The sequence below is a fragment of the Pseudomonas sp. R-28-1W-6 genome, from assembly GCF_009799925.1.
GTDB lineage: Bacteria > Pseudomonadota > Gammaproteobacteria > Pseudomonadales > Pseudomonadaceae > Aquipseudomonas.
On sequence record NZ_WELK01000009.1, the window covers coordinates 98863 to 114640 of the forward strand.

Annotated in this window: 12 protein-coding genes; 2 read left to right on the forward strand and 10 right to left on the reverse strand. The window is 66.9% G+C overall.

Annotation, left to right across the window (positions count from 1 at the left end; genetic code table 11):
• Positions 1 to 3: 3 nt before the first annotated feature.
• From F3I62_RS15850 to F3I62_RS15880, 7 genes are all read right to left on the reverse strand, one after another.
• Positions 4 to 906, reverse strand: coding sequence for a hydroxymethylglutaryl-CoA lyase (locus F3I62_RS15850; RefSeq protein WP_160490612.1), 903 nt, complete (start codon positions 904 to 906; stop codon positions 4 to 6).
• A gap of 112 nt (positions 907 to 1018) precedes the next feature.
• Entirely contained in the window at positions 1019 to 2956 is a 1938-nt protein-coding gene (locus F3I62_RS15855; protein ID WP_160490613.1) for an acetyl/propionyl/methylcrotonyl-CoA carboxylase subunit alpha, read from the reverse strand.
• A complete protein-coding gene (locus F3I62_RS15860) occupies positions 2953 to 3753 on the reverse strand; it encodes a gamma-carboxygeranoyl-CoA hydratase (RefSeq protein ID WP_160490614.1) in 801 nt (266 codons plus the stop codon). The genes F3I62_RS15855 and F3I62_RS15860 overlap by 4 nt, the downstream gene beginning before the upstream one ends.
• 77 nt (positions 3754 to 3830) lie before the next feature.
• A complete protein-coding gene (locus tag F3I62_RS15865; RefSeq protein ID WP_160490615.1) occupies positions 3831 to 5438 on the reverse strand; it encodes a carboxyl transferase domain-containing protein in 1608 nt (535 codons plus the stop codon).
• Positions 5439 to 5556: 118 nt separating this feature from the next.
• Complete coding sequence (locus F3I62_RS15870; RefSeq protein ID WP_160490616.1) at positions 5557 to 6720, reverse strand: isovaleryl-CoA dehydrogenase; 1164 nt, start codon at positions 6718 to 6720, stop codon at positions 5557 to 5559.
• 48 nt (positions 6721 to 6768) lie between these two features.
• Positions 6769 to 7149 (reverse strand): MerR family DNA-binding transcriptional regulator, encoded by a 381-nt coding sequence (locus tag F3I62_RS15875; protein WP_160490617.1) that lies wholly within the window; start codon positions 7147 to 7149, stop codon positions 6769 to 6771.
• A 140-nt stretch (positions 7150 to 7289) separates the two neighbouring features.
• A complete protein-coding gene (locus F3I62_RS15880; protein WP_160490618.1) occupies positions 7290 to 8225 on the reverse strand; it encodes a LysR family transcriptional regulator in 936 nt (311 codons plus the stop codon).
• Between the two features lie 160 nt (positions 8226 to 8385).
• On the opposite strand from F3I62_RS15880, the gene F3I62_RS15885 reads away from it, so the two are divergent.
• Positions 8386 to 9615, forward strand: coding sequence for an acyl-CoA dehydrogenase (locus F3I62_RS15885; protein WP_160490619.1), 1230 nt, complete (start codon positions 8386 to 8388; stop codon positions 9613 to 9615).
• Positions 9616 to 9799: 184 nt separating this feature from the next.
• On the forward strand, positions 9800 to 12988 hold the full coding sequence (locus F3I62_RS15890) for a DUF1631 family protein (RefSeq protein ID WP_160490620.1): 3189 nt from the start codon (positions 9800 to 9802) through the stop codon (positions 12986 to 12988).
• A 40-nt stretch (positions 12989 to 13028) separates the two neighbouring features.
• Here the strand turns inward: F3I62_RS15890 and F3I62_RS15895 are convergent, their stop codons facing one another.
• The 3 genes from F3I62_RS15895 to F3I62_RS15905 form a co-directional block, all read right to left on the reverse strand.
• Positions 13029 to 13217: a hypothetical protein gene (locus F3I62_RS15895; RefSeq protein ID WP_160490621.1), complete on the reverse strand. Its 189-nt coding sequence runs from the start codon at positions 13215 to 13217 to the stop codon at positions 13029 to 13031.
• Entirely contained in the window at positions 13217 to 14215 is a 999-nt protein-coding gene (locus F3I62_RS15900) for a TerC family protein (RefSeq protein WP_160490622.1), read from the reverse strand. The genes F3I62_RS15895 and F3I62_RS15900 overlap by 1 nt, the downstream gene beginning before the upstream one ends.
• Positions 14216 to 14364: 149 nt before the next feature.
• Positions 14365 to 15741: a substrate-binding domain-containing protein gene (locus F3I62_RS15905; protein ID WP_160490623.1), complete on the reverse strand. Its 1377-nt coding sequence runs from the start codon at positions 15739 to 15741 to the stop codon at positions 14365 to 14367.
• Positions 15742 to 15778: the final 37 nt, after the last annotated feature.

Sequence of the window (15778 nt, forward strand, 5' to 3'; positions counted from 1 at the left end):
TGGTCAGCGGCTGGCCAGGGTGGCGCGCGCCACCCGCGAGCCATTCGCCCGGCCGAGCACGTCGCAGATGCGCTGGCCGGCGGCGATCAGCCGGTGCATGTCGATGCCGGTGTCGATGCCCAGGCCATTGAGCAGGTAGAGCACGTCTTCGGTGGCGACGTTGCCGGTGGCACCCTTGGCGTAGGGGCAGCCGCCGAGGCCGGCGACCGAGCTGTCGAATACGCTGATGCCTTCCAGCAGGCTGGCGTAGACATTGGCCAGGGCCTGGCCATAGGTGTCGTGGAAGTGCCCGCCAAGCTTGTCGCGCGGGATCTTGCCGGCGCAGACCTCGAACAGGCGGCGGGTGGCGCCTGCGGTGCCGGTGCCGATGGTGTCGCCCAGGGACACTTCATAGCAGCCCATGGCAAACAGCTCGGCGGCCACGCTGGCCACCTGCTGCGGTGCCACGTCGCCCTCGTAGGGGCAGCCGAGCACGCAGGAGACATAGCCGCGCACGCTGATGCCGTGCTGGCGGGCGGCCTCCATGACCGGCACGAAGCGCTGCAGGCTGTCGCTGATCGAGCAGTTGATGTTCTTCTGCGAGAAGGCCTCGCTGGCGGCGGCGAATACCGCGACTTCCCTGACCCCGGCGGCCACGGCGGCCTCGAAGCCCTGCATGTTGGGCGTCAGCGCGCCGTAGATCACGCCGGTTTTGCGCTGGATCTGGGCGAACACTTCGGCGCTGCCGGCCATCTGCGGCACCCATTTGGGCGAGACGAAGCTGCCGACCTCGATATAGCCGAGGCCGGCGGCGCTCAGTTCATCGACCAGGCGCACCTTGTCGGCCACGCTGATCGGCTGTTTCTCGTTCTGCAAACCGTCGCGCGGGCCGACTTCGACCAGGCGCACGTGTTTGGGTAAGTTCATTACTGCTGCTCCGTAGGGTGCGCCGTGCGCACCGTGGTGTTCAGTGGTGCGCACGGCCTAGGCGGCCCCGCGCACCCTACGCTAGGGCATAGGCTACGCCGCGAGGAGCGGTTTACTCCAGCTCCACCAGCGCCGCGCCTTCGCTGACCATATCGCCTTCGCCGCAGTACAGCGCCTTGACCGTGCCGGCCTGCGGCGCGCGGATGCTGTGCTCCATCTTCATCGCCTCCAGCACCACCAGGGCGGTGCCGGCCTCGACGGCCTGGCCGGGTTCGACCAGCACGCGGACGATGCTGCCGTTCATGGGGGCGGTCAGGCCGCCATGGTGGCTGTGGCTGGCTTCGGCGGCGGCAATCGGGTCGAAGCGGCTGACCGGGTGCAGCTCGCCGTGCCATTCCAGGTACAGGCTGTCGCCCTGGCGGATGGCCTGCAGGCGGCGCTGCAGCTCGCCGTCACGGTACACCAGGCTCTGGCCTTGCAGCCGCGCATTGGCGCAGGGGCGAGCCTTGTGCTCAGTCGCACCGCTGCACAGGTGCAGCTCGGTTTCCGCCGGCAGGCCGGCGCGCCAGCCGCTGCGGGCGCTCCACGGCGAATGATAGTCGTCGTGGCGCGGGCGCAGCGGCTCGCTCTGCACCCAGGCCGCGGCGGCCAGTTGCCAGAAACGCTCGGGCAGTTCGCCGGCGGCCGGCAACAGCTCGGCCTGGTGGCGGCCGATGAAGCCGGTGTCCAGCTCGGCGTCGGCAAAGGCTGGGTGGGCGAGGATGCGACGGAGGAAGGCCAGGTTGGTCTTGAAGCCGCCCACCGCGGTTTCCTCGAGCATGGCCAGCAGGCGCAGGCGGGCCTGCTCGCGGTCCTCGCCCCAGGCGATCAGCTTGGCCAGCATGGGGTCGTAGAACGGCGACACGCTGTCGCCTTCGGCTACGCCGCTGTCGACCCGGCGTCCGGGCCCGGCCGCCGGCTCGCGGTACAGGAGCAGGTCGCCGGAGGCGGGGAGGAAGTCTTGCTCGGTGTCCTCGGCGTACAGGCGCACCTCGATGGCGTGGCCATTCAGCGGCACTTCGGCTTGGGTAATAGGCAGCGCCTCGCCGCGGGCCACGCGGATTTGCCAGGCCACCAGGTCGAGACCGGTGATGGCCTCGGTGACCGGGTGCTCGACCTGGAGCCGCGTATTCATTTCCATGAAGAAGAACTGGCCGCGGGCGTCCAGCAGGAACTCCACGGTGCCGGCGCCGACATAGCCGATGGCCTGGGCGGCCTTGACCGCCGCCTCGCCCATGGCGCGGCGCAGTTCGGGCGTCAGGCTCGGGGCCGGGGCTTCCTCGACCACCTTCTGGTGGCGGCGCTGGATCGAGCAGTCGCGCTCGTTGAGGTACAGGCAGTTGCCGTGCTGGTCGGCGAACACCTGGATCTCCACGTGGCGCGGCTGCAGCACGTACTTTTCCACCAGCATGCGCGAGTCGCCGAAGGCCGACTGCGCCTCGCGCTGGGCCGACTGCAGGGCCTCGGCCAGCTCGGCTTCGCGCTCGACCACCTTCATGCCCTTGCCGCCACCGCCGGCGGCGGCCTTGAGCAGCACCGGGTAGCCGATGGTGTCGGCCGCGCCGCGGAAGGTCGCCAGATCCTGGGCCTCGCCGTGGTAGCCGGGCACCAGCGGCACGCCAGCGTTTTCCATCAGCGCCTTGGCCGCCGACTTGCTGCCCATGGCGTCGATGGCGCTGGCCGGCGGGCCGAGGAACACCAGCCCGGCGGCCTCGATGGCGCGGGCGAAGCCGGCGTTCTCGGAGAGGAAGCCATAGCCCGGGTGGATGGCCTGGGCGCCGCTGGCCTTGGCCGCGGCGATGATCTTATCGATAAGCAGGTAGCTGTCGGCCGGTTTGGCCCCGCCCAGGTCGACGGCCAGATCGGCTTCGCGGACATGGCGGGCGTTACGGTCGATGGCGCTGTGCACGGCCACGGTCTTCAGGCCCAGGGCCTTGGCGGTGCGCATCACCCGGCAGGCGATCTCGCCGCGGTTGGCGACGAGGAGGGTGGTGATCTGCTGGTGGCTCATGCTTGGGGCTCCTGCCAGGCCGGGGTGCGTTTCTGCAAGAAGGCATTCAGGCCTTCCTGGCCTTCGGCGCTGACGCGGATGCGCGCGATGGCGTTCTCGGTGTAAGTACGCAGGGCCGGGCTGAGCACGCCGCTGGCGACTTCGCGCAGCAGGTCCTTGCTGGCGAGCATGGCCTGCGGGCTGTTGAGCAGCAGGTTGCCCACCCAGCTGTCCACCTGGGCGTCCAGCTCGGCGGCCGGGTAGCACTCGGCGAGCAGGCCCAGTTCACGGGCGCGGGCACCGTCGAAACGCTCGGCGGTCAGCGCGTAGCGGCGTGCGGCGCGCTCGCCTATGGCCTGCACCACGAAGGGACTGATCACCGCCGGAGCCAGGCCGATGCGTACTTCGGACAGGGAGAACAGCGCGTCATCTGCGCCGATGGCCATGTCGCAGCAACTGACCAAACCGACCGCGCCACCGAAGGCCGCGCCCTGGACTACGGCCAGGGTGGGGATCTGCAGGGCATGCAGGCTGTACATCAGCTCGGCCAGCTCGTGGGCATCACTCCGATTGGCGTCGTAGTCGAGGGTCGCCGAGTGCTGCATCCAGGCCAGGTCGGCACCGGCGCTGAAGTGCCTGCCGCGCCCGCGCAGCAGGAGGAAGCGCAGGTTCCGGTCGGCGGCGATCACTTCGAGGGCGCGGATCAGCTCGCGGATCATCGCCGCATTGAAGGCGTTGTTCTTCTCCGGGCGATTCAGCCACAGGGTGGCGAAGCCGCGCGGGTCTTGTTCCAGCTGTACGGTAGTGAAGTCGGTCATGGCAGTTATCCGTTCTTCGTGGGAGCGGCTTCAGCCGCGAAAGGCATCGCGGCTGAAGCCGCTCCCACGGTAATGAGTTACATGCGGAACACGCCGAACTGGGTCGGCTCGATCGGCGCGTTGAGCGCGGCGGACAGGGCCAGGCCGAGCACGTCACGGGTCTGCGCCGGGTCGATGACGCCGTCGTCCCACAGCCGGGCGCTGGAGTAGTAGGGATGGCCCTGCTGTTCGTACTGGGCGAGGATCGGCTGCTTGATGCGCGCCTCTTCCTCGGCGCTGAACGGCTGGCCGGCCCGCTCGCTCTGCTCGCGTTTGACCTGCACCAGCACGCCGGCAGCCTGCTCGGCGCCCATCACGCCGATCCGCGCGTTGGGCCACATCCACAGGAAACGCGGCTCAAAGGCACGGCCGCACATGCCGTAGTTGCCGGCGCCGAAGCTGCCGCCGATGATCACGGTGAACTTCGGCACCCTGGCGCAGGCCACGGCGGTGACCAGCTTGGCGCCGTGCTTGGCGATGCCGCCTTCTTCGTACTTCTTGCCGACCATGAAGCCGGTGATGTTCTGCAAAAACAGCAGCGGGATGCCGCGCTGGCAGGCCAGCTCGATGAAGTGCGCGCCTTTTTGCGCCGCTTCGGCGAACAAGATGCCGTTGTTGGCCAGGATGGCGATGGGGTAGCCATGCAGGTGGGCGAAGCCGCAGACCAGGGTGGTGCCGAACAACGCCTTGAATTCATCGAACTCGCTGCCGTCGACGATCCGTGCGATCACCTCGCGCACGTCGAACGGCTGCTTGGCGTCGGCCGGGATCACCCCGTACAGCTCCTCGCCCGCGTGCAGCGGCTGGATCGGTGCGCGGCTGTTGAGCACGCCCTGCTTGCGCCAGTTGAGGTTGGCGATGCTGCGCCGGGCGATGGCCAGGGCGTGTTCGTCGTCCTCGGCGTAGTGGTCGGCCACGCCGCTGGTCTTGCAGTGCACATCGGCGCCGCCCAGTTCCTCGGCACTCACCACTTCGCCGGTGGCGGCCTTCACCAGCGGCGGGCCGGCGAGGAAGATGGTGGCCTGGTTACGCACCATGATGGTCTCGTCGCTCATCGCCGGCACATAGGCGCCGCCGGCGGTGCAGGAACCCATCACCACGGCAATCTGCGGGATGCCCATGGCGCTCATGTTGGCCTGGTTGAAGAAGATCCGCCCGAAGTGCTCGCGGTCCGGGAACACCTCGTCCTGGCGCGGCAGGTTGGCGCCGCCGGAGTCGACCAGGTAGATGCACGGCAGGCGGTTCTGCTGGGCGATGGTCTGCGCGCGCAGGTGCTTCTTCACGGTCAGCGGGTAGTAGCTGCCGCCTTTCACCGTGGCGTCGTTGGCCACGATCATGCACTCGACGCCTTCGACCCGGCCGATGCCGGCGACCACCCCGGCGGCCGGCACGTCCTCGCCGTACACGCCATGGGCGGCCAGCTGGCTGATTTCGAGGAACGGCGAGCCGATGTCGAGCAGGCGGTTGATGCGTTCGCGCGGCAGCAGCTTGCCGCGCGAGGTGTGGCGTTGCTGGGCCTTGGCGCCCCCGCCTTCGTGGACCTGGGCGAGCAGGGCGCGCAGGGCGTCGACCTGTTCGAGCATGGCCGCGCTGTTGGCGGCGAACTCCGGCGAGCGGGGGTTGATCTGGGTATGCAGGATGGCCATCGAATTGGCTCCGGTTCGATCCGTAGGATGGAGCGGGGCGCGTAGCGGGCGCTTTCCCGATCCACCGGCTTTGGTGGAAAACGCTTCGCGGTTTTCCACCCTACGTCAGGCGACAGTCTTACTTGGTCTCGTTGAACAGCTCGCGGCCGATCAGCATGCGGCGGATCTCGCTGGTGCCGGCGCCGATCTCGTAGAGCTTGGCGTCGCGCAGCAGGCGGCCGGCCGGGTACTCGTTGGTGTAGCCGTTGCCGCCGAGGATCTGGATGGTATCCAGGGCCATCTTGGTGGCCATCTCGGCCGTATAGAGGATCACCGCGGCGGCGTCCTTGCGCGACTCCTCGCCGCGGTCGCAGGCCTTGGCCACGTTGTACAGGTAGGACTTGGAGGCATTCATGCCGGCGTACATGTCGGCCAGCTTGCCCTGGATCAGCTGGAATTCGCCGATCGACTGGTTGAACTGCTTGCGTTCGTGCACGTAGGGCACCACCACGTCCATGCAGGCCTGCATGATCCCGGTGGGGCCGCCGGAGAGCACGGTGCGTTCGAAGTCCAGGCCGCTCATCAGCACCGCCACGCCACGGCCTTCGGCGCCGAGGATGTTTTCCGCCGGCACTTCCACGTCCTCGAACACCAGTTCGCAGGTGTTGGAGCCGCGCATGCCCAGCTTGTCGAGCTTCTGGTGGCGGGAGAAACCCTTGAAGTCGCGCTCGACGATGAAGGCGGTCATGCCCTTGGAGCCGGCGGCGACGTCGGTCTTGGCATAGATCACGTAGGTGTGGGCGTCCGGGCCGTTGGTGATCCACATCTTGTTGCCGTTGAGCACGTAGTGGTCGCCGCGCTTGTCGGCGCGCAGCTTCATCGACACCACGTCGGAGCCGGCATTCGGCTCGCTCATGGCCAGGGCGCCGATGTGCTCGCCGGAACACAGCTTGGGCAGGTACTTGGCCTTCTGTTCGTGCGTGCCGTTCTTGTGGATCTGGTTGACGCACAGGTTGGAGTGGGCGCCGTAGGACAGGCCGACCGACGCCGAGGCGCGGCTGATTTCCTCCATGGCCACCACGTGAGCCAGGTAGCCCATGTCGGTGCCGCCGTACTCTTCGGCCACGGTCATGCCGAGCAGGCCCATGTCACCGAACTTGCGCCACATGTCCATGGGGAATGCGTTGTCGCGGTCGATCTGCGCCGCGCGCGGGGCCAGCTCGGCCTGGGCGAACTGGTGGACCGCGTCGCGCAGCATGTCGATGGTTTCGCCGAGGCCGAAGTTCAGGGAGGGGTAGCTCATGGTTCCACCTGTGATTGTCTTTATTAGGTTTGGTAGATAACTGCTTGTTCAGGCTTGAGTTTGTTCGAGCGCGGCGAGGCAGCGCTCCTCGGCGGTATCCAGCTCCAGCTGCATCTGCTGGATGTCCAGCAGCTGTTGTTCGAGCTGGGTTCGGCGCTCGCTGATCTTGGCCATGAAGGTCTCCAGCTGCTTGCGGTTGCCGCCGCTCGGGTCGTACAGCTCGATCAGCTCCTTGCACTCGGCCAGGGAGAAGCCGATGCGCTTGCCGCGCAGGATCAGCTTGAGAGTGACCTTGTCCTTGGCACTGTAGACGCGTTCCTGGCCACGGCGCTCGGGGGCGAGCATGCCCTGCTCCTCGTAGAAGCGGATGGCACGGGTGGTGATGTCCAGCTCGCGGGCCAGGTCGGAAATACTGTAGTTGGCGGCCATGCAATGGGCTCTGCGCAGGTGGCTTTACGTAAACGTAAGGCTGGTTGACGTTAACGTCAACGTAAAATTGTGCATGGCTGCCGTAAACAACAAGCCCTGCGAATGCAGGGCTTTAAATTCAATCGGTTAGCAGACTTTGCTCAGGCTTTGGCTTCGCTCTCGAGCTTCTTCTCCTGAGTGCTGATCTGCTGGGCGATCTCGATGATCTGCTCGCGCATCCAGCGGTTGGCCGGGTCCTGGTCGGTGCTTTCGTGCCAGTACAGGTGGGTTTCCAGGGACGGCACATCGTTGACCGGCAGTTGCCCGTAGTGCAGGCCGTGGCGGCGGGCGAAGCGCTCGGGCACGGTCATCGCCATGTCGGTGTTCTGCAGCACGGTGGAGGCCATCATGTAGTGCTGCGAACGCAGGGCGACCTTGCGTTGCAGGCCCATCTTGCCCAACGACAGGTCGACATAGCCGAGGCCGCTGCGCCGGCTGGAGATCTGGATATGGGTCAGCGACAGGTATTCGTCCAGGCTGAGCTTGTCCTTGGCCAGCGGGTGGCCCTGGCGCAGGGCGCAGACGTAGCGGTCTTCCATCAGCTTGACGTGGCGCACCTGCGGGTCGGTGTTGAGCGGCGCATCGACGGCGAAATCCAGGCGGCCGGCGGCCAGCTCCTTGGTGGTTTCCCGGCGCTTGGACAGGAAGCTCTCGATCTGCACGTTCGGCGCCAGGCGGCGCAGGCGCTGGAACAGCGGCGGCAGGATCACCGCCTCGGTGAGGTCGGTCATGCTGATGCGGTAGGTCTTGCTGGCCTGCTGCGGGGTGAAGGTGCGGCTTTCCTGCACCGACACGCGCAGCTGCTGCAGGGCGTTGCGCACCGGGCCGATGATGTTCTGCGCCATGGGCGTGGGCACCATGCCCTGGGCGGTGCGCACGAACAGCGGGTCGTTGAAGGTTTCGCGCAGGCGGGCGAGGGCGTTGGATACCGCCGGCTGGGTGATGCCGACGATCTGCCCGGCGCGGGTCAGGTTGGCTTCAGTGTAGATGGCGTCGAAGACGATAAACAGGTTGAGGTCGACCTTGTTCAGATTCATTGCGGGCTCTCGTCATGCCGATCCAGGGCGCCGGATCATATATCGGTGATGAATGTTAATAAGCCATGAAAATAGGTTAGATAAATCCAGGACCCTGTTCTAGCATCATTTGCAGATTGAAACCACACCCTTGCCCCGTACCGTCAAAAGGTAGCTGCCCATGGATTTCGCCTACTCCCCCAAAGTCCAGGAACTGCGTGAACGTGTCACCGCGTTCATGGAAGCCCATGTCTATCCGGCCGAGGCCGTGTTCGAACAGCAGGTCAGCCAGGGCGATCGCTGGCAGCCCACCGCGATCATGGAAGAGCTGAAGACCAAGGCCAAGGCCGAAGGCCTGTGGAACCTGTTCCTGCCGGACTCCGAGCTGGGCGCCGGCCTGACCAACACCGAATACGCGCCGCTGGCCGAGATCATGGGCCGCTCACTGATCGGCCCGGAGCCGTTCAACTGCGCCGCGCCTGACACCGGCAACATGGAAGTGCTGGTGCGCTACGGCAGCGAGGCGCAGAAGGAACAGTGGCTCAAGCCGCTGCTGGACGGCAGCATCCGTTCCGCCTTCGCCATGACCGAGCCGGGCGTGGCCTCATCCGACGCCACCAACATGGAAGCCAACGCCCGCCGCGAAGGTGACGAGTGGGTGATCAACGGCCGCAAGTGGTGGACCTCCGGCGCCTGCGACCCGCGCTGCAAGGTGATGATCTTCATGGGCCTGACCAACCCGGACGCGCCGCGCCACCAGCAGCACTCGATGATCCTGGTGCCGATGGATGCGCCGGGGGTGACCATGCTGCGCCCGCTGCCGGTATTCGGCTACGACGACGCCCCGCACGGCCACGCCGAAGTGCTGTTCGACAACGTGCGGGTGCCCTATGAAAACGTGATTTATGGCGAGGGCCGCGGCTTCGAGATCGCCCAGGGCCGCCTCGGCCCAGGCCGCATCCACCACTGCATGCGCTCCATCGGCATGGCCGAGCGCGCCCTGGAACTGATGTGCAAGCGTGCCGTCAGCCGCACCGCCTTCGGCAAGCCGCTGGCGCGCCTGGGTGGCAACATCGACCACATCGCCGACTCGCGCATGGAAATCAACATGGCGCGTCTGCTGACCCTCAACGCCGCGTACATGATGGACACCGTGGGCAACAAGGTCGCCGCCAGTGAAATCGCCCAGATCAAGGTGGTGGCGCCGAACGTGGCGCTCAAGGTGATCGACCGCGCCATCCAGATCCACGGCGGTGCCGGCGTCTCCAACGACTTCCCGCTGGCCTACTGGTACGCCATGCAGCGCACCCTGCGCCTGGCCGACGGCCCGGACGAAGTGCACCGCATGGCCATCGGCAAGTTCGAGATCGGCAAGTACGTGCCGCGCGAGGCGATGAAAAGCAGCCGCTGAGCCGGCCGCGCCGCACCCTGACCGCACACGCCAAGGCCCGCCACTGCGGGCCTTGGTGTTTCTGCTGCAGACACAATGCCTGGACCGCCTGCGTAATTCCAACTGCTGGCTATAGTGGTAGAGCAGTAGCAGAGTCATTACAGGATGTAGGGGGCGTATGTTGATGCAACAGCGCACTGCAGTCATGAGTGCTTTGTGCCAAGCGGTGAATACTCATCTGGCCCCCTGCCTGGAGGCCTTGATCGATGCCTCTATTCGAGCACTGAAAGAACAGCGCCTGGCGGCGCGCAGCAACTATGAGGCCCAGGGCTGCGAGGATCTCCTGCGCCTGTGCGGCGCGCTGCGCGAGCGTGTCATCCTGGAAACCGTCGAGGCCATCCTGGCGCTGCTGCCCGCAGGCATCACGCCCCAGGCCGTGGCGCCCACCAACGAGAGCGAGTGGCACCTGGTCGATGATGCCGAGGTGGAGGAAATGCTCGAGGCGCGCCGCCTGGTGCGCCAGCTGCGCGAGTCCCTGGGTGTCATGGAGTGGCGCAGCTGCGCCAGGCTGAACAGCCTGACCGGGGCGGCGGCCAAGGACCGCGAAAGCCCGCTGTCGCTGGAGTTCATGGTGCGCGAACTGCAGGCGCAGCTGCACTTGCGCGAGCAGTTGCCGGCCGTGCGCGAGCTGTTCTATGCGGTGGCGGCGAAGGAACTGGGACACGTGCTGCACGCCTATTTCAAGCAGCTGGATACGGTTTTCAGCGAATTCCAGATCGAGCCGTGGATCGACCCGGCCGTGCATCCCGCCGAGGAACGACAACGTTCGCGCCCCCAAAACAAGGCGCCGGACGCCCCCTATCAGGCGATCCAGCAGCTGCGCGCGGTGGGCACCGGCACGGGCGGCGCGGCCGCAGCGCCGGCGGCGAACGCTGCGGTGGCGCTGCCGGCGCTGGATGGCGCCTTGCTGCAACAGGCGATGGCCCAGGTCAAAGGCCTCAGTCTCCCGCCGCAAGGCTGGTCGGCCGAGGATTTTCTGCACGAACTGGGCGCCGCCGGGGCCGCGCTGTCACCCCGCCAGCGCGACGACGCCGGGGTGGTGGCCGAGCTGTTCCAGCATATCGAGCAGGAGCAGGGCATCGCCGCAGAGATCAAGCCGGCGCTGCGTCGCCTGATGGCGCCCGTCGCCCAGGCGGCCATGCTCGAACCCGCCGCCTTTGCCGATGCCACCCATCCGGTGCGGGCGACCCTGGACAAGTTGATCCGCCTCTGCGAGTTCTCCGATCCGCCCAATCACGCCCTGGAGCAGCGCGTACAGCAGCTGATCGAGGGGATCGTCGAGGATTACCAGGGCGACAGCGCGGTGTTCAACCGCTGCCACGACGAGCTTGAACAGCTGCTGGCCGTGCAGCAGCGCGCCTACCACAACAACGCCGAGCGCGTGCGCCAGTACAACCGTGGCCGCGATGCCTTGCAGCAGGCGCGGGAGCAGGTGGGGCGCGAGCTGGCGGGGCTGTTCGGCGAGCAGGCGCCCCAGGTGCTGCTCGACTGGCTGGAGGCGGGCTGGCGCGACCTGCTGGTGCATGAACTGATCCGCCATGGCCAGGACGGCGCCGAATGGCGGGACGACCTGGCGCTGATCCGCCAGCTCAATGACAGCCTGCGCGCGCCTGCCAAGGGCGGCGAATCGGCCCCGCTGCTGGAGCAACTGCGCCAGCGCATGGAGAACTTCCAGCCGGGCCAGTACCGGCATACGCCGGTGCTCAAGCAGCTGCAGCGGCAGCTGGCGGGCGAGCAGGCGGTTGAACTGGTTGGCCTGGCCGAGCCGGCGCCCGAGCCGACGCCGCAGAGCCCGGATCCGGCCTTGCAGCGCTGGCGCGAGCGGGTGCAGCAGCTCGGCGAAGGCGACTGGCTGGTGACCCAGCGCGGGCAGCACCTGCAGCTGGTGTGGGCCAATGCGGCCAGCGATCACTATGTGCTGGTCGACCGCCAAGGGCGCGAAGCCGGCAGCTTCACCGCCCACGAGCTGACCAAGCAGCTGGCCGCCGGCTGGATCGGCAGCTCCGCGCCCGAAGGCCAGGGGGTGATCCAGGATCACCTGGAGAATATCGTCGGCAAGCTGTACCGCGATATCGCCTATGCCCGCAGCCACGACGAACTGACCGGCCTGCTCAATCGCAGCAGCTTCGAGGCGACGGTGGCGCAGGCCCTGGCCAGCAATGAGCCCTGCGCCTTCATCTACGGCCATATCGACCAGTTCAGCGTGCTCAACTCCAGCTTCGGCCCGCTGGCCGGCGACACCTACCTCAAGCAGACCGCCAGCCTGCTGGCCGAGCAGCTGCCCGCGACGGCGACCCTGGCCCGTGTCGGCGGGGTGGATTTCGCCGTGGTCGTGCCGCAGGCCGACCAGGCACGGGCCAGCCAGCTGGCCGAGCAGCTGCGCGCCGCCATCGAGGCCAACCCGCTGGAGTGGCAGGGCCATTCGCACGGGGTGACCATGAGTTTGGGCATCGTGCTGACCAGCGAATGCCACGATGTCATCAACCTGTTCCGCGACCTGCAGATCGCCTGCAATACCGCCAAGGAGTTCGGCCGCAACCGCACGCACATCTACACCGACGAGATCGACGGCGCCCGCACGGGCCTGATGGCCATCGCCGGGCGGGTGGACGACATAGTCGAACGCGGCGAACTCAGCCTGCGCGTGCAGCAGATCGCCCCGGCCGCCGTGAGCGATACGCAGCTGCCGCACTATGAAGTGCTGCTGGTGATGGAGAACGAACTCAAGCTGCTGGACTTCATCAGCGCCGCCGAGCGCTACAACCGCATGACCAAGGTCGATCGCTGGGTGCTCAAGCGGGTGTTCACCGAGCTGGCGCAGCATCCGGGGATCTGGGCGCGCTGCAGCGGGGTGTCGGTCAACCTGTCCGGCAGCAGCCTGAATGACGACAAGATGCTCGAGTTCATCGAGGCCCTGTTCGAGGACTATGCGGTACCGGCGCACAAGATCTGCTTCGAGCTGACCGAAACCGCCGCCGTGGCCAACCTGACCAAGACCGCCGACCTGGTGCGCTACCTGCAGCGCTTCGGCTGCACCTTCTCCATCGACGATTTCGGCACGGGCTTCTCGTCCTACGAGTACCTCAAGCGCCTGCCGGTGGATTACGTGAAGATCGACGGCAGCTTCGTCAAGGAAATCGAGCGCTCGCCCAGCGATCTGGCCATGGTCAAGTCGATCAACGAGATCGCCCATGTGCTGGGGCGCAAGACCATTGCCGAGTACGTCGAGAGTCACAGCATCCGCCAGCGCCTGGCGGCACTGGGCATCGACTATGTGCAGGGCTACGGCGTGCAGATGCCGCTGCCGTTGGACACCTTTCTCGCCGGCTGCTAGCGGGTCGTTGCAGAATCGCTCCCGCGTCAACGCCGCTCGGCTAGCGGGGGCGGCTGTCCTGGCCGTCGCTGACGGCGAGCTGGCCCAGCCACTGCAGGCGCTGGTGCAACTGGGCGGCGAAGGTGCGCGCCGCCAATTCCTCGTGGAAGGTCAGGGCACGGCGCCCGACCTGTACCTGCCACAGCGTGCGGCCCTGGTGTTGCAGGGTTTCGATACGTACATCCGCCATCAGCGTTCACTCTCCTGATCCTCTGGCCGGTCGCGGGTTTTCAGCAATGACAGCAGCACGCCGCCCGCCAGCAGGCCAAAGGTTACGCCAAGGGAGAGCAGGGCGGGAATCTTGCCGATCAGGCCGTGCAGGAAAATCTTCCCGCCGATGAAGATCAGCACCAGCGCCAGGGCGTATTTCAGGTAGATGAAGCGGTGCATCAGCGCCGCCAGGGCGAAATACAGCGAGCGCAGGCCGAGGATGGCGAAGATGTTCGAGGTGTAGACGATGAACGGGTCCTGGGTGATGGCGAATACCGCCGGCACGCTGTCCACGGCGAACACCAGGTCGGCCAGCTCGATCAGCAGCAGGGCGAGAAACAGCGGCGTGGCATAGAGCAGGTGGTGACTGGCGCCCTCCGGTCGCTTGCGCACGAAGAAGTGCCCCTCGTGCAGTTCCTCGGTCACCCGTACATGCCGGCGCAGGAAGCGCAGCAACGGATTCTGCGCCAGGTCCGGGTGATGTTCCTGATGGGCGAACAGCATCTTCACCCCAGTGAACAGCAGGAAGGCGCCGAATAGGTAGAGCACCCAGTCGAACTGCTGCACCAGCGCGGTGCCCAGGCCGATCATCAGCGCCCGCAGCACCACCACGCCGAGGATGCCCCAGAACAGCACCCGGTGCTGGTAGCGCCGCGGCACGCCGAAGAAGCCGAAGATCATCGCCATGACGAACACGTTGTCCATCGACAGCGACTGCTCGACCAGCAGGCCGGTGTAGAACTCCAGCGCACTCTGCGCGCCCAGCTGGTGCCAGACCCAGACGCCGAACAGCAGGCCGACGCTGAAGTAGCCGCTGTACAGCAGCAGGCTCTCGCGCATCTCGATCTCGTGTTCGTTGCGGTGCAGTACGCCGAGGTCGAGGACCAGCAGGGTGAAGACGATGGCGAAGAAGCTCAGCCACAGCCAGGTGGCGGTGCCCAGTAGCGGGGTGCCAAGAAAAGCCAGCAGGTCGTTCATGGGGCCCTCCCGTCGCTGCCTGCAGGACAGTGACTCCGACATCACGGTGAAGACTCACCGCCAGAGGGGCCCGGTGTCACTGTCTAAAGGCTAGGGCGGAAGCGGGCACGCGGCAAATGCCCGGGCGTTACAGTTTCTTACCGGGAACCTCAGTACACCCAGACCTCGACCCGACGGTTCTTGATCCGTCCTTCGTCGGCGGAGTTGGCGGCGACCGGCAGTTGCTCACCGAGGCCGATGATGTCGCGCACGATCACCCCGCCGCGGGCCAGGCCGCGGCGCACTTCCATGGCGCGCAGCTTGGACAGCAGGGCGGCACGCGCCGGGTCGTTCTTCGGGTCGCCGAAGCCGACCAGCGCCACCTTGTGCTGCAGCTTGTCCTGGCCCTTGAGGAAATCCAGCACGCGCTGGATGTCGCGCTGCGCCTTGTTGTCGAGGGTGGCGCTGTTTTCCTGGAAGCGGAAGTTCACCGACAGGCGCTGGGCCTGGTCGGCCAGGGTGCGGTAAGCCTCCGGCATGGCCGGGCTGCCCTGGACCTTGACCGCCTGCACCGTCTGCGCGATGAACCCGCTGTGCTCGACGATCGCCTGGCCGCGCGGGCTGTGGGCGAACTCGATCAGCGCCTTGGCCCAGGGGTTGGCCGCCTGCGGGGCGGCGTAGAGGAACAGGCGGCGCGACAGCGGGTAGTCCTCGGTGGCGATCAGCGTGGCGCTGGGCAGCATGGGTTGCGATTGGCCGGCGGCGATGGCCACCGCCTTGCTCTGGCGGATATAGGGCAGGCCGATGAAGCCGATGCCGCTGGGGTCCTGGCTGACGCCGTCGGACAGCTGGTTGCTCGACTCGAAACGCTTGGCGCCGGCGGCCAGGGTCTTGCCGTTGGCGGCCAGGACCAGCTCCTTGAAGGTGTCGAAGGTGCCGGACTTGTCATCGCGGGCATACAGGGTGATGGCGCCGCCGCGGCCACCGAGCTGCTCCCAGGTCTTGATTTCCCCGGCGAAGATGGCGGCGAGCTGCGCGGTGCTCAGGGCGTCCAGCGGGTTGCTCGGGTGCAGGATGATGGCCAGGCCGTCGATGGCGATCACCTGTTCGGCCGCCAGGCTGCGCATGTCGCCCAGCCTGGTCAGGCTGGCCGCTTCGGCGTCCTTGATCGGCCGCGAAGAGGCGGCCAGGTCGGCGCTGCCGTCCTGCAGGGCGACGAAGCCGGTGCCGGAACCATGGGCGGCAACCGTGATGCCGATCTGCCGGCCGCTGCCGTCGATGGCCAGCACCTGCTGCTCGTTTTCCACCGCCGAGGGTTCGAGGCGGATCTCGCGCAGCCCCTGTTCCTCGAACAGGCCCTGCACCAGGGCCGGGCCGAGCTTGGCGCCGATGGTGTTGGAGCCCTGGATGCGCAGCACGGTGCTGGCATTTCCCGGCGTGGCGGCGAACACCGACCAGGGCAGGGCGTAGCAGATGAAACCGAGCAGCAGCCAGGCGTAGGCATGGCTCCAGGATTGCCGATCACTAACGGACAGGGCGCGCGACATGCAGCAGAGACCTTCTTCGAGGGAGGGAAAGTGCCGC